Source organism: Pseudomonas purpurea, assembly GCF_039908635.1.
GTDB lineage: Bacteria > Pseudomonadota > Gammaproteobacteria > Pseudomonadales > Pseudomonadaceae > Aquipseudomonas > Aquipseudomonas purpurea.
The window spans coordinates 5438208-5449347 of record NZ_CP150918.1; the positions used below are offsets into that span (position 1 = coordinate 5438208).

An 11140-nucleotide genomic window follows, 5' to 3' on the forward strand; every position below is an offset into this window, starting at 1 on the left:
ATGAGATCTTCTGCGAACACAGGGGTTGTGTGCGAATGAGATCCAGTGTGGGAGCGGGCTTGCTCGCGAAGGGCGCGCCTCGATATCACTCGCTGGCGACGTCGTCCTGGAACTGGTCTTTGACGTACTTGATCTCGGTGCGGCCGTGCGGCGCGGGCAAGCCGTCTTCGCCGAGGTTGACGAAGACCATCTTCTCGACAGTCAGGATGCTCTTGCGGGTGATCTTGTTGCGCACCTCGCAGGTCAGCGTAATAGAGGTGCGGCCGAACTCGGTGGCGGTGATGCCCAGCTCGATGATGTCGCCCTGGCGCGAGGCGCTGACGAAATTGATTTCGGAAATGTACTTGGTAACCACACGCTGGTTGCCCAGTTGAACGATGGCGTAGATCGCCGCTTCTTCGTCGATCCAGCGCAACAGGCTGCCACCGAACAGCGTGCCGTTGGGGTTGAGGTCTTCGGGTTTTACCCATTTGCGGGTGTGGAAATTCATATTCACTCCTGACCGTCTTGCCGATTGATGGCGGGCATCATGGCAGAGCCCGCGACCCAGCTCTATGAAAGGTCGACTATGGTCGCTATTAGCATTCTTCATGTGTCCGACAGAAACCCTTTGGAAGTCTGGAACAGACAGCTATAATCGCCACCGTTTCAAAACGGTCATCATCCATTGATACCGTTTTCCCGCCACCTGTCCGAGGGGCGCTGCAGCAGGTTTTACCTGTCAGGCTCGGATGGGGCGTTGTCTGGCCAGGATGATCCGGTCAGGCCTTAAACGCACAACGGCGCCCATTCGCACACTACGAATGGAGGCTCTTCATGAGCGCTGTCAACACGCCTGCAGATTTTAACGACTACAAAGTCGCCGACATGTCCCTGGCTGCCTGGGGCCGTCGCGAAACCATCATCGCCGAATCGGAAATGCCGGCCCTGATGGGTCTGCGTCGCAAGTACGCGGGTGAACAACCGCTCAAGGGCGCGAAGATCCTGGGCTGCATCCACATGACCATCCAGACTGCCGTGCTGATCGAAACCCTGGTTGCCCTGGGTGCCGAAGTACGCTGGTCGTCCTGCAACATTTTCTCGACTCAGGACCAGGCCGCTGCCGCTATCGCTGCTGCCGGTATCCCGGTGTTCGCCTGGAAAGGTGAAACCGAGCAAGAGTACGAGTGGTGCCTGGAGCAAACCATCCTGAAAAATGGCGCGCCGTGGGATGCCAACATGATCCTCGACGACGGCGGCGACCTGACCGAGCTGCTGCACAAGAAATACCCGGCGATCCTGGACCGCGTCCACGGCGTGACCGAAGAAACCACCACCGGCGTTCACCGCCTGCTGGACATGCTGGCCAAGGGCGAGCTGAAAATCCCGGCCATCAACGTCAACGACTCGGTGACCAAGAGCAAGAACGACAACAAGTACGGCTGCCGTCACAGCCTGAACGACGCGATCAAGCGCGGCACCGACCACCTGCTGTCCGGCAAGCAAGCGCTGGTCATCGGTTACGGTGACGTGGGCAAGGGCTCGGCCCAGTCCCTGCGTCAGGAAGGCATGATCGTTAAAGTTTCCGAAGTCGACCCGATCTGCGCCATGCAAGCCTGCATGGACGGTTTCGAACTGGTTTCGCCGTTCATCGACGGTATCAACACCGGTACCGAAGCAAGCATCGACAAGGCACTGCTGGGCAAGATCGACCTGATCGTGACCACCACCGGCAACGTCAATGTGTGCGACGCGAACATGCTCAAAGCCCTGAAGAAGCGCGCGGTCGTCTGCAACATCGGCCACTTCGACAACGAAATCGACACTGCTTTCATGCGCAAGAACTGGGCATGGGAAGAAGTGAAGCCACAGGTTCACAAGATTCACCGTACCGGCCCTGGCGATTTCGACGCACAGAACGACGACTACCTGATCCTGCTGGCCGAAGGCCGTCTGGTTAACCTGGGCAACGCCACTGGCCACCCAAGCCGCATCATGGACGGTTCGTTCGCCAACCAGGTTCTGGCACAGATCTTCCTGTTCGGCCAGAAGTACGCCGACCTGTCGCCAGCCCAGAAAGCCGAGCGCCTGACCGTTGAAGTACTGCCGAAGAAACTCGACGAAGAAGTGGCCCTGGAAATGGTCCGCGGTTTCGGTGGTGTCGTGACTCAACTGACCAAGACCCAGGCCGACTACATCGGCGTGACCGTCGAAGGCCCGTTCAAGCCGCACGCTTACCGCTACTGATCGGTCCTGTAGCCTGCTCTCCCTGTGGGAGCGGGCTTGCTCGCGAAGGTGATTTATCATTCAACATTGATGTCGACTGACCCACCGCTTTCGCGAGCAAGCCCGCTCCCACATGGGATGTGCAAATTTCACAGGCTTACGCGTTTTCAAGGGTATGACCATGTCCCAAGACCGTCGCTACAGCTTCGAGTTCTTCCCTACCAAGACCGATGCTGGGCATGAAAAACTGCTCGCCACTGCCCGTCAGCTGGCCGGTTACAACCCCGATTTCTTCTCCTGCACCTACGGCGCTGGCGGCTCGACGCGTGATCGCACGATGAACACCGTGTTGCAGCTCGAAAGCGAAGTCAAAGTCCCTGCCGCACCGCATTTGTCGTGCGTTGGCGACAGCAAGGCCGACTTGCGCGACCTGCTGAGCCAGTACAAGGACGCGGGCATCACCCGTATCGTTGCCCTGCGCGGTGACCTGCCTTCGGGCATGGGCATGGCCAGCGGCGAACTGCGCCACGCCAATGACCTGGTGAGCTTCATTCGTGAAGAAACCGGCAACCATTTCCACATCGAAGTCGCCGCTTACCCGGAAATGCATCCGCAAGCGCGCAATTTCGAAGACGATCTCGTGAATTTCGTGCGCAAGGCCAACGCCGGTGCCGACAGCGCGATCACCCAGTACTTCTTCAACGCCGACAGCTACTTCTACTTCGTCGACCGTGTACGGGCGATGGGCGTGAACATCCCGATCGTGCCGGGGATCATGCCGATCACCAACTACAGCAAGCTGGCGCGGTTCTCCGACGCCTGCGGTGCGGAGATCCCGCGCTGGATCCGCAAGCAGCTGGAAGCCTACGGCGATGACACCCAAAGCATTCAAGGCTTTGGCGAACACGTTATCACCGACATGTGCGAACGTTTGCTGCAAGGCGGCGCACCAGGGTTGCACTTCTATACCCTGAACCAGGCCGAGCCGAGCCTGGCCGTCTGGAATAACCTGAAACTGCCGCGCTAAGACGCCAGTGGATTCAGACAAGGCTCTGGCGAAACCCAGGGCCTTTTTTTGCGAGCAACACTTGAGTTAGAGCATCTGCCCCCCGTTTCTGGCTCTTTACGGTTTCTCGTCGTAATCTCAAGTCATGCCCGTCATTGCCCAGTTGCTGACAGCCTTCCTCTTTGCTTGCCTGAGCTTTAACGCCCGGGGCGAGAAGCTGCGCATTGTCACCGAACCCTGGGCGCCCTATGTCTACGAGGAAAACGGCAAAGCCCTGGGCCTGGACTACGAAACCACGGCGATTGTGTTCAAGCGCCTGGGGATTGAGGTCCAATGGCAGTTCCTGCCCTGGAAACGCTGCCTGGCCATGCTCGACCAAGGGCTGGCCGACGGCGCACTGGATATTTTCTACAGCAAGGAACGCGACGCGACCCTTCTCTATCCCAGCGAACCGCTGTCGCAAGTCGAGTTCGTGATGTTTTACGCCAATGAACGCCCGCATCCCTTGCGCACCCTCGAAGACCTGCGCGGCCTGACCGTCGGCACCTCGCCCGGCTACCTCTACAGCCAGGACTTCAGGGAATCGACCCTGTTCACCCGCGAACCGGCACCGACCCACGAGGCCAACTTTGGCAAACTGGTGCGCGGGCGCATCGACCTGCTGATCACCGACCGTCGCGTCGGCCAGCACCTGCTCGATGAACTGAAGTTGCGCGACCAGATCAGCGAAAGCCCCACGGTCATCAGCCACGAAGCCCAGTTCCTGGCGGTTCGCCGCGGTGCCGGCATGGACTTGCTGGTGCAACGTTTTGGCGCTGAACTCAAGCGTTTCAAGCGCGAACCGGCCTATGCCGAACTGAGCGCACGCTATGGCGCGGCCCCTGCACAAGCACGGGCGTCATCGCCGCAAGTGCACCTTGAAAAAACCGTTGAGCAGCAGGAAAGCGGCGCGCAGTGATTGCTCTGTTATACTCCGGCCTTCCCGCCAGGCTCACGCCCGGACGCTCGGTCTTGTTAAAGGCATCTCGACACCGCTACAGCGCAGCTTTTCAGCCCGCGCGGGCACTCGAAGATGAGCCTTCAAGGCCCAGCAGGACCGGACGGGATTGCGTCCTCTTAAACGCCATTCGCGCCAGGCAAGACTATCCCTTTGGGCCAAGCCCTAACTAAAACAGGATTACTCATGTCCTTTGCTTCCCTCGGTCTCTCCGAGGCTTTAGTCGGTGCCATCGAAGCCGCCGGCTATACCCAGCCTACTCCGGTGCAACAGCGGGCCATTCCCGCCGTGTTGCAAGGTCGCGACCTGATGGTCGCGGCGCAGACAGGCACTGGTAAAACCGGCGGTTTCGCCCTGCCGATCCTGGAGCGTCTGTTCCCCAACGGTCACCCGGACAAATCCCAGCGTCACGGCCCGCGCCAACCGCGTGTCCTGGTCCTGACCCCGACCCGCGAACTGGCCGCCCAGGTGCACGAGAGCTTCAAGCTCTATGCCCGCGACCTGAAATTCGTCAGTGCCTGCATCTTCGGCGGCGTTGGCATGAACCCACAGGTTCAGGCCATGTCCCGTGGTGTTGACGTGCTGGTGGCCTGCCCGGGTCGCTTGCTCGACCTCGCCGGCCAAGGCAGCGTCGACCTGTCCCACGTGGAAATCCTCGTCCTGGACGAAGCCGACCGCATGCTCGACATGGGCTTCGTCCATGACGTGAAAAAAGTCCTGGCCCGCCTGCCGGCCAAGCGTCAGAACCTGCTGTTCTCGGCAACGTTCTCCAAGGACATCACTGACCTTGCCGGCAAGTTGCTGCACAACCCGGAACGCATCGAAGTCACGCCGCCGAACACCACGGTCGAGCGCATCGAACAACGCGTATTCCGCCTGGCCGCCAGCCACAAGCGCTCCTTGCTGGCGCACCTGATTACCGCTGGCGCCTGGGAACAGGTGCTGGTGTTCACCCGCACCAAGCACGGCGCCAACCGTCTGGCCGAGTACCTGGACAAACACGGCCTGAGCGCCGTTGCGATCCACGGCAACAAGAGCCAGAACGCCCGCACCAAAGCCCTGGCCGACTTCAAGGCCGGTGAAGTGCGCATCCTGGTCGCCACCGATATCGCCGCGCGCGGCCTGGACATCGACCAGTTGCCACACGTGGTCAACTTCGAGCTGCCGAACGTCGACGAAGACTACGTGCACCGTATCGGCCGTACCGGCCGTGCCGGTCGCTCGGGCGAGGCCATCTCGCTGGTAGCCCCGGACGAAGAAAAACTGCTGAAAAGCATCGAGCGCATGACCAAGCAGAAGATCGCCGACGGCGACCTGATGGGTTTTGACTCCAGCGCTGTTGAAGCCGAGAAGCCGGAAGTTCGCGAGCGTCCGGATGTGCGTAACCCGCGCAACCCACGTGGCCCACGCGGCGACGGCCCGAACGGCAGTGGCGGTGGCGGCGGTCGTAAAGACAAAGGCAAGGACAAGGGCGGCAAGGAAAAACCGGCTGCCAGCGGCCGTGGCGAACGCCCGGCGCAAAAGCCGCGTGAAGGCACTCCGGCCCGCGAACAACAGCGCCCAGCACCTCGCGCTGCCGCTGACCGTGCACCGGACGAGTTCCTGGACGACGACGTGGATAACTTCGGTAACCGCGTCGACTACGTGCCTCAAGCCAAACCAGCCCAGGGCCGTGGCCGCCGTCCGGGCGCTCCGGCGCAAGGCACGGGTGCAGGCGCAGGTGCTCCGCGCACCGGCCAGCCACAAGGTCGCCAGAACGGTCCGCGCAACAGCAGCGGCGCCACCACTGGCACCCCGCCGGCCAAACGCAGCGGCCCACGTAGTGGCGCCCCTCGGGACGGCCAAGCCCGTCGCGAAGAGTCGCGCACCCGCCGCCCGGCCCGTGACGACCAGCCGCGTCAGGAACCTGCCGTGCAGAACCCGCGTGGCAATGCGCCGAAGATCATGCACAAGGAGTCGAAAACCGATCGTTTCCCGACACCTGAGCAACTCGATCAACTGCCAAGCCGCCCACGCGGTGAAAAACCAGCCTTGCTGACCCGCAATCGCTGATTTAGCGCAGTCATAAAAAATGCCCCTGATCTCGCGATCCGGGGCATTTTTTTGGCCGCCGCAAATTCCCTGTGGGAGCGAGCTTGCTCGCGATGGCGTACTGTCAGTCACATCCATGCCGAATGTAATGACCCCATCGCGAGCAAGCTCGCTCCCACAAGGGGTCTGTGGTGTGGCGAAGTTTATGTTCGGCAATAAAAAACGCCCCCGGTCGCAAGACCGGGGGCGTTTTAGTGTGTCGGGCGAAAATTACTTCGCTTTCACACCTTCAAACGTGACGTACAGCTCGACCGCATCGGAAGCCGGGCCCAGGTCCTTCTGCTTGCCGAAGTCGCTGCGCTTGATGTGGGTAGTGCCTTCAAAACCGGCGCGGTAGCCGCCCCATGGATCCTTGCCTTCACCCAGGAAAGTGGCCTTGACCACCACCGGCTTGGTCACGCCCAGCAGGGTCAAGTCACCTGCCACGTCAGCGGTTTCCTTGCCATCGGCATTCTTGCCGGTAGGTTTGACGCTGGTGGACACGAACGTCGCCTTGCCAAACTTGCTCGCATTCAGGAAGTCAGCACTGGTGATGTGCTTGTCGCGCTCGGCATGGTTGGTAAATACGCTGGCGGTATTCACGTTGAACTCGATTTTGCTGGCTTCTGGCTTGGCAGCGTCGAAGCTGAACTTGCCGTCGATGTCCTTGAATGTGCCAGTGATGAAGCTGTAACCCAAGTGGCTGATCTTGAAGTCGACGAAGGCGTGCTGGCCTTCCTTGTCGACAACGTAATCAGCGGCCATCGCCTGACCGGCCGACAACAGTGCAGTACCGATTGCCAGAGCGGCGAGAGTCTTTTTCAACATGCTTTCTATTCCTTTGGAGTCGAGGTTGAACATCAGGCTTTGCGTCCCAGCATTCGTGTCAGGGTCGCATCACGGTCGATAAAGTGGTGCTTCAGTGCTGCCAACGCATGGAGACCGGAAAAAATTACCAGCGCCCATGCCAGATACAGATGAATCGCACCCGCTATGTCTGCCTGGTCCGGTAGACCGGAAATCAGCGCAGGAATTTCAAACAGGCCAAACACCGGAATCCCGACACCGTCTGCGGTGGAAATCAGGTAACCGGCAATCATCACCGCGAACAGGCTGACATACAGAAAGCCATGGCCGAGCCTGGCGCCCAGGCGGGTCATCCGGCTGTAGCTGCTCAGGACCGGTGGCGGCGGGCTGACAAAACGCCAGAGCACCCGCAGCAGCATGACCGCGAACAGTACCAGGCCAATACTTTTGTGCAGGTCCGGCGCGTCTTTGCGCCAGGTGCTGTAGTAGTCCAGACCGACCATCCACAGGCCCAGGGCGAACAACCCAATGACGACGAGCGCCACGCCCCAGTGCAGAAAGATGCTGACTCCGCCGTAGCGGGAGGAAGAATTACGTAGCTGCATTGCCCAAATCCTGTAAGAACTGCGACCAAGACTATCGAGTTATCTATCGAGTTAAAGCGGAAAATTTTGCTTTGAAATATCGAGAAATACGATCAAGAGTCTGAAAGGGGTGGGTTAAGGAAAGATTAACCACGTGTTAAGCCTGTAATCGGCAGAACCTCCAGCGTGCCCCGCCAGCGCCTGCACACGTCAATACAACCATGTGGCGCCCCTGTGTTGCCACCCACAAACCACACAATAGGTTGTCCGCTCGCCTGGCATTGCATAGGCTTGCGCGATTGTTTGCCCGCGCACGACGCGAGCCGCCTCGAGGAGACTGAACATGGGCCTGAATAATCAGTGGATGCAACGCGATCTCGCGGTACTGTGGCATCCCTGCACCCAGATGAAAGACCACGAACAGCTGCCGCTGATCCCGATCAAGCGCGGTGAAGGTGTGTGGCTCGAAGACTTCGAAGGCAAACGCTACCTCGACGCGGTGAGCTCCTGGTGGGTCAACGTGTTCGGCCACGCCAACCCGCGCATCAACCAGCGGATCAAGGACCAGGTCGATCAACTGGAACACGTGATCCTGGCCGGTTTCAGCCACCAACCGGTGATCGAGCTGTCCGAGCGGCTGGTGAAGATCACCCCGGAAGGCCTGACCCGGTGCTTCTACGCCGATAACGGGTCGTCCTGCATCGAAGTCGCGCTGAAAATGAGCTTTCACTACTGGCTCAACCGCGGCCAGCCTGCCAAAAAGCGCTTCGTCACCCTGAGCAACAGCTACCACGGCGAAACCATCGCCGCGATGTCGGTCGGCGACGTGCCGCTGTTCACCGAAACCTACAAGGCCCTGCTGCTGGACACCATCAAGGTGCCAAGCCCGGATTGCTATCTGCGCCCCGAAAGCATGAGCTGGGAAGAACACTCGCGCATTATGTTCACCGCGATGGAGCAGACCCTGGCCGAGAACCACGACACGGTGGCGGCGGTGATCGTCGAACCGTTGATCCAGGGCGCGGGCGGCATGCGCATGTACCACCCGGTGTACCTGAAACTGTTGCGAGAAGCCTGTGACCGTTACGGCGTGCACCTGATCCACGACGAAATCGCCGTCGGCTTCGGCCGCACCGGGACGATGTTCGCCTGCGAGCAGGCCGGCATTCGCCCGGACTTCCTGTGCCTGTCCAAAGCCCTGACCGGCGGTTATCTGCCGCTGGCGGCGTGCGTCACCACGGATGAGGTCTACAGCGCCTTCTACGATGAATACCCGACCCTGCGCGCCTTCCTGCATTCCCACAGCTACACCGGCAACCCGCTGGCCTGTGCGGCAGCGCTGGCAACGCTGGACATCTTCGAAGAAGACAACGTCATCGAGAACAACAAGGCCCTGGCCCAGCGCATGGCCACCGCGACCGCACACCTGGTGGATCACCCCCATGTGTCGGAAGTGCGTCAGACCGGCATGGTGCTGGCCATCGAGATGGTGCAGGACAAGGCCAGTAAAACCGCTTACCCGTGGCAAGAACGTCGTGGGCTGAAGGTGTTCCAGCATGCGCTGGAGCGTGGCGCGCTGCTGCGGCCGCTGGGCAACGTGGTGTATTTCCTGCCGCCGTACGTGATTACGCCCGAGCAGATCGACTTCCTGGCCGAAGTCGCCAGTGAAGGGATCGATATCGCTACCAGCAACAAGGTCAGCGTGGCGGTGCCGAAGGACTTCCATCCGGGGTTCCGCGATCCGGGCTAGAGCCTGACAGAGCTCCCTGTGAGGGGAGCTTGCCTGTGGCGAGGGAGCTTGCTCCCGCTCGGCTGCGAAGCAGTCGTAACCCGGCAGATGCGTATGAACCAAAAAAACGCGGCTGCAGGTTTTGGGGCCGCTTCGCGTCCCAGCGGGAGCAAGCTCCCTCGCCACAAAAGCTTTTCGCCACAGATCATCGCCAAGCCGCACATTCAAATTTTTACAGAGAACCAGAATGAGACTGTCCCGCTTCTTTATCGACCCCCCCCTGAGCCTCGGCGAACATGAGCTGCCCGAAGCCCAGGCGCACTACATCAGCCGCGTGCTGCGCATGGCCGAGGGCGATGCGTTGCAAGTGTTCGACGGCTCTGGCCAGGAGTTCCTCGGCACGCTGGCGGAGGTCGGCAAGAAACGCGTACGCGTGGCGTTGACGGAAAGCTTCGCCGGGCAAATCGAGTCGCCACTGCACATTCACCTGGGCCAGGGCCTGTCCCGGGGCGAGCGGATGGATTGGGCAATTCAAAAAGCCACCGAGTTGGGTGTGAACGAAATCACTCCGATCTTCAGCGATCGCTGTGAAGTCCGGCTCAAGGATGAACGCGCCGACAAGCGTTTACAGCACTGGCGCCAGGTCGCCATCAGTGCTTGCGAGCAATGCGGGCGCTCACGCGTACCGGTCATTCACCCGCCGCTGCTGCTGGCCGATTGGCTGAAACAGACCGAGGCCGAGTTGAAGCTGGTGCTGCACCCGGTGGCCGAACCGCTGGTGAGCCATGCCAAGCCTGCGACCCTGGCATTTCTGATCGGCCCGGAAGGCGGGTTGTCGGATGCCGAAGTCGATCAGGCCAAGAGCGCCGGCTACCACGCCGCCCGCCTCGGCCCGCGAGTGCTGCGCACCGAAACCGCGCCCGTGGTGGCGTTGGCCGTGGCCCAGCAGCTTTGGGGCGACTTTTAGGACCCCATCGCGAGCAAGCTCGCTCCCTCAGGAACAGCGGCGCCTTTGTGGGAGCGAGCTTGCTCGCGATGGCCGCGCCTCGATCTAAAGGACGTAGAACAGGATCGCCACGAAGTGCAGCAGACTGCCGGCAATGACGAACAGGTGCCAGATACCGTGAGCGTGGCGCAGTCGGCTGTCGAGGGCGAAGAAGATGATGCCGACGGTATAAAACACCCCGCCCGCCGCCAGCCAGGCAAACCCCGCGCCGCCCAGCGCGGCCATCAACGGTTTGACCGCCACCAGCACGATCCAGCCCATCACCGCGTAGATCACAATCGACAGGATTCGCGCTTCGGAGCGTGGCTTGATCTCTTGCAGCATGCCGATCACCGCCAGCCCCCAGACGATGCCGAACAACGTCCAGCCCCACGGCCCGCGCAGCGTGACCAGGCAAAACGGCGTGTAACTGCCGGCAATCAGTAGGTAAATCGACAGGTGATCGACCTTCTGCATGATGGTTTTCGCCCGGCCGCGCACGCTGTGGTACACCGTCGACACGCTGTACAGCACCAACAAGGTGAACCCGTAGATCGCCACGCTGACAATCTTCCATGGGTTGCCGTCCATGCTGGCAATCACCAGCAACCAGACCGCCCCGACAAACGCTGCAATCGCACCTAGCAGATGGGTCCAGGCGTTGAATCTTTCCCCGTGATACATGTGTGACTCACCTTAAAAACCAGGACAAACGTGCGCAAGGCTCAGGCTTGTAGCCTGAAAGCGCAATGTTTCA

Annotated in this window: 10 protein-coding genes and 1 riboswitch; of the genes, 6 read left to right on the plus strand and 4 right to left on the minus strand. The window is 60.6% G+C overall.

The window, feature by feature from the left end:
• Nucleotides 1-85: 85 nt before the first annotated feature.
• Nucleotides 86-490 (minus strand): hotdog domain-containing protein, encoded by a 405-nt coding sequence (locus AABM54_RS24540; RefSeq protein ID WP_347902490.1) that lies wholly within the window; start codon nucleotides 488-490, stop codon nucleotides 86-88.
• Nucleotides 491-688: 198 nt separating this feature from the next.
• Nucleotides 689-795: riboswitch (S-adenosyl-L-homocysteine riboswitch) on the plus strand.
• Between the two features lie 21 nt (nucleotides 796-816).
• Between AABM54_RS24540 and ahcY the strand changes: the two genes are divergently transcribed.
• The 4 genes from ahcY to AABM54_RS24560 all read left to right on the plus strand — a co-directional run bounded on the left by ahcY (nucleotide 817) and on the right by AABM54_RS24560 (nucleotide 6260).
• Nucleotides 817-2226 carry an adenosylhomocysteinase gene (gene ahcY / locus AABM54_RS24545; RefSeq protein WP_347902491.1) on the plus strand — a complete coding sequence of 470 codons (1410 nt, stop codon included), beginning with the start codon at nucleotides 817-819 and terminating at the stop codon, nucleotides 2224-2226.
• Nucleotides 2227-2386: 160 nt separating this feature from the next.
• Nucleotides 2387-3232 carry a methylenetetrahydrofolate reductase [NAD(P)H] gene (metF, locus tag AABM54_RS24550; protein ID WP_347902492.1) on the plus strand — a complete coding sequence of 282 codons (846 nt, stop codon included), beginning with the start codon at nucleotides 2387-2389 and terminating at the stop codon, nucleotides 3230-3232.
• Nucleotides 3233-3356: 124 nt separating this feature from the next.
• The gene (locus AABM54_RS24555; protein ID WP_347902493.1) at nucleotides 3357-4169 is read left to right on the plus strand and encodes a transporter substrate-binding domain-containing protein; all 813 of its coding nucleotides are present in this window, start codon (nucleotides 3357-3359) and stop codon (nucleotides 4167-4169) included.
• Nucleotides 4170-4394: 225 nt separating this feature from the next.
• Nucleotides 4395-6260 (plus strand): DEAD/DEAH box helicase, encoded by a 1866-nt coding sequence (locus AABM54_RS24560; protein WP_347902494.1) that lies wholly within the window; start codon nucleotides 4395-4397, stop codon nucleotides 6258-6260.
• Nucleotides 6261-6509: 249 nt separating this feature from the next.
• Here AABM54_RS24560 and AABM54_RS24565 read toward each other — a convergent pair whose 3' ends face one another.
• Both AABM54_RS24565 and AABM54_RS24570 read right to left on the minus strand, forming a co-directional pair.
• Nucleotides 6510-7106 (minus strand): YceI family protein, encoded by a 597-nt coding sequence (locus AABM54_RS24565; RefSeq protein ID WP_347902495.1) that lies wholly within the window; start codon nucleotides 7104-7106, stop codon nucleotides 6510-6512.
• Nucleotides 7107-7138: 32 nt separating this feature from the next.
• Complete coding sequence (locus AABM54_RS24570) at nucleotides 7139-7690, minus strand: cytochrome b (protein WP_347902496.1); 552 nt, start codon at nucleotides 7688-7690, stop codon at nucleotides 7139-7141.
• A gap of 322 nt (nucleotides 7691-8012) precedes the next feature.
• Between AABM54_RS24570 and AABM54_RS24575 the strand changes: the two genes are divergently transcribed.
• Together AABM54_RS24575 and AABM54_RS24580 are read left to right on the plus strand one after the other, a co-directional pair.
• Nucleotides 8013-9419: an adenosylmethionine--8-amino-7-oxononanoate transaminase gene (locus tag AABM54_RS24575; RefSeq protein WP_347902497.1), complete on the plus strand. Its 1407-nt coding sequence runs from the start codon at nucleotides 8013-8015 to the stop codon at nucleotides 9417-9419.
• A gap of 226 nt (nucleotides 9420-9645) precedes the next feature.
• On the plus strand, nucleotides 9646-10365 hold the full coding sequence (locus AABM54_RS24580) for a 16S rRNA (uracil(1498)-N(3))-methyltransferase (protein ID WP_347902498.1): 720 nt from the start codon (nucleotides 9646-9648) through the stop codon (nucleotides 10363-10365).
• 84 nt (nucleotides 10366-10449) lie between these two features.
• Here AABM54_RS24580 and AABM54_RS24585 read toward each other — a convergent pair whose 3' ends face one another.
• Nucleotides 10450-11067 carry a hemolysin III family protein gene (locus tag AABM54_RS24585; protein ID WP_347902499.1) on the minus strand — a complete coding sequence of 206 codons (618 nt, stop codon included), beginning with the start codon at nucleotides 11065-11067 and terminating at the stop codon, nucleotides 10450-10452.
• Between the last annotated feature and the right edge of the window lie 73 nt (nucleotides 11068-11140).

What these genes read in the sequence shown, in the direction of transcription:
- AABM54_RS24585 (WP_347902499.1), bottom strand. Translation starts at nt 11,067, where the DNA reads ATGTATCACGGGGAAAGATTCAACGCCTGGACCCATCTGCTAGGTGCG.
- AABM54_RS24575 (WP_347902497.1), top strand. Translation starts at nt 8,013, where the DNA reads ATGGGCCTGAATAATCAGTGGATGCAACGCGATCTCGCGGTACTGTGG.
- AABM54_RS24555 (WP_347902493.1), top strand. Translation starts at nt 3,357, where the DNA reads ATGCCCGTCATTGCCCAGTTGCTGACAGCCTTCCTCTTTGCTTGCCTG.
- AABM54_RS24565 (WP_347902495.1), bottom strand. Translation starts at nt 7,106, where the DNA reads ATGTTGAAAAAGACTCTCGCCGCTCTGGCAATCGGTACTGCACTGTTG.
- AABM54_RS24570 (WP_347902496.1), bottom strand. Translation starts at nt 7,690, where the DNA reads ATGCAGCTACGTAATTCTTCCTCCCGCTACGGCGGAGTCAGCATCTTT.
- AABM54_RS24580 (WP_347902498.1), top strand. Translation starts at nt 9,646, where the DNA reads ATGAGACTGTCCCGCTTCTTTATCGACCCCCCCCTGAGCCTCGGCGAA.
- ahcY (WP_347902491.1), top strand. Translation starts at nt 817, where the DNA reads ATGAGCGCTGTCAACACGCCTGCAGATTTTAACGACTACAAAGTCGCC.
- AABM54_RS24560 (WP_347902494.1), top strand. Translation starts at nt 4,395, where the DNA reads ATGTCCTTTGCTTCCCTCGGTCTCTCCGAGGCTTTAGTCGGTGCCATC.
- metF (WP_347902492.1), top strand. Translation starts at nt 2,387, where the DNA reads ATGTCCCAAGACCGTCGCTACAGCTTCGAGTTCTTCCCTACCAAGACC.
- AABM54_RS24540 (WP_347902490.1), bottom strand. Translation starts at nt 490, where the DNA reads ATGAATTTCCACACCCGCAAATGGGTAAAACCCGAAGACCTCAACCCC.